The organism is Pseudomonas sp. GD03858 (genome assembly GCF_029840925.1).
Classification (GTDB): Bacteria; Pseudomonadota; Gammaproteobacteria; order Pseudomonadales; family Pseudomonadaceae; genus Aquipseudomonas.
Genome location: NZ_JAOCDM010000212.1, coordinates 1 through 2,212 on the forward strand (window position 1 = coordinate 1; position 2,212 = coordinate 2,212).

Here is a 2,212-nt window from a genome sequence, read left to right on the forward strand (position 1 = left end):
GCAGCCCTTTCCGACCGGTCCGACGCCTCGGCAAGGCCGCTCCTACAGGGGAGCATCAGGTCGAAGGGAGGCTCTGCTCCATGACATCGAGAAAAGCTCGCGCTGCGGGCGTGGGGCTCGGCGACCAGACCGCGTACAGATGCCGTACCGGCGCATCCACCAGCGGCACCACCGCCACCCCTTGAAAGCCCCGGGCAATGCGCTCGGGCACCAACCCCAGCGCCATCGCGCGCTGGACGAACTTTTCCACCAGACGAATATGACCGATCTCGAACTGCACCCGATGCCGCAACCCCGCCGCCTGGAACGCCTCGTCAGTCTGCCGGCGCGCCCCGGTACCCTCGGGAAAGTCCACCAGCACCTCGTCGGCCAGATCGGCCAGGGCCAGCTGCGCCCTGCCCGCCAACCGATGAGCGGGCGGCAGCACCGCCACCAGTTCCTCACGCGCCAACAGACGATGCTGCACGCCTTGCAGCACCTCGCCCTGCCACAAGCCGATGAAGCCCACGTCCAGGCGCCGTTCGCAGACGTCGGCCATCAACAGCTCGCTCTTGGCAGTCAACCAGCGCACATCCACATCCGGAAAGCGTTGATGAAACACCGCCAGCAGATCGACCAGGTCGAGCGCGGTGAGCGAACTGATCTCACCGATCGACAAGCGCCCACGGACCTGTCCGCAGGCCGCTGCCACATCCTCGGCCACTCGTCGCGTCGCCTCCAGCGCTGGCCGGGCGCTGAGCACGAACGCCTCGCCGGCCGGCGTCAGGCGCACGCGCCGCGAACTGCGCTCGAACAGGCTCACCCCCAGCTGCGCTTCGAGCCGCGCCACCTGGTGACTGAGCGCCGACTGCACCACATGGCAGCGCTCGGCGGCGCGGGTGAAACTGCCGGTATCGGCCACGGCAAGGGCGTATTCGAGCTGCTTGAGGTTCATCGATCCATCTGCTTTAGAGATTGATAAGTTGAAAACTATACATTGGCGTCATGCCAGACACTTCCTGATACTTGTCGTCATTCAACCTTGCCTGCAACGAGACAGCCCATGAACGCCCCGACCCTCGGTCGCGCCCTGATCCTGCTGATGGCCACCGCCACCGGCCTGGCCGTGGCCAGCAACTACTACGCGCAACCCTTGCTGCACAGCATCGCCCAGCAGTTCGGCCTGAGCACCGCCAGTGCCGGCACCATCGTCATCGCCGCCCAGCTCAGCTACGGCGCCGGGCTGCTATTGCTGGCGCCGCTGGGCGACCTGTTCGAACAGCGCCGGCTGATCGTGACCATGGTGCTGATCGCCACCGCGGGCCTGGTGATCAGCGCCTGCGCGCCGAGCCTGCCCTGGTTGATCTTCGGTACCGCCTTGACCGGACTGTTCTCGGTGGTGGCCCAGGTGCTCGTGCCGATGGCCGCCGCGCTCAGCCCGCCGGAGCAGCGCGGCCGGGCCGTGGGCACGCTGATGAGCGGCCTGCTGCTGGGCATCCTGCTGGCCCGCACCGCCGCCGGCTTCATGGCCGAGTTGGGGGGCTGGCGCAGCATCTACGTGCTGGCCGCAGTGCTGATGGCGATCACCGCCCTGGCCCTGTACCGCAACCTCCCGCGCCACCATAGCCATGCCGGGCTGACATACCCGGCGCTGATCGGCTCGGTGTTCCGCCTGTTCGTCGAGGAGCCGGTGCTGCGCCTGCGTTCGCTGCTGGGCTTGCTGGCCTTCAGCCTGTTCGCGCTGTTCTGGACGCCACTGGCGTTCCTGCTGAGCGACGCGCCCTATCACTACTCCGATGCGGTGATCGGCCTGTTCGGCCTGGCCGGGGCGGTTGGCGCGCTGGCCGCCAACTGGGCCGGGCGCCTGGCCGATCGCGGCAAGGGCCCGCTGGGGACCACGGTGGGACTGGTGGCGCTGCTGCTGTCGTGGTTGCCGCTGGGCTTCGCGCAGAGCTCGCTGCTGGCGCTGCTGGTGGGGGTGCTGCTGCTCGACCTGGCGGTGCAGTTGATCCATGTGAGCAACCAGAACGCGGTGATCGCGCTGCGGCCCGAGGCACGCACGCGGCTCAATGCCGGGTATATCACCTGTTACTTCATCGGCGGCGCGCTGGGGTCGTTGCTGGGAACGCAATTGTTCGAAGCGCATGGCTGGAACGGGATCGTGCTGGCCGGGCTGGTGATCGGCGTGCTGGCGCTGGTGGTGTGGGGGGTGGCCGAGCGCAGGCGGGGGAAG

At 67.9% G+C, this 2,212-nt stretch carries 2 protein-coding genes; one reads left to right on the plus strand and one right to left on the minus strand.

Going from position 1 to position 2,212, the window contains the following annotated elements:
- Positions 1 to 55: 55 nt before the first annotated feature.
- Positions 56 to 934: a LysR family transcriptional regulator gene (locus N5D48_RS26040; protein ID WP_279889007.1), complete on the minus strand. Its 879-nt coding sequence runs from the start codon at positions 932 to 934 to the stop codon at positions 56 to 58.
- Positions 935 to 1,042: 108 nt separating this feature from the next.
- Between N5D48_RS26040 and N5D48_RS26045 the strand changes: the two genes are divergently transcribed.
- The coding region (locus N5D48_RS26045; protein ID WP_279889009.1) for an MFS transporter at positions 1,043 to 2,212 on the plus strand (1,170 nt) is incomplete at its 3' end.

Bases quoted from the DNA above. Each gene is read 5' to 3' on its own strand.
- N5D48_RS26040 (WP_279889007.1), bottom strand. From the start codon at position 934: ATGAACCTCAAGCAGCTCGAATACGCCCTTGCCGTGGCCGATACCGGC.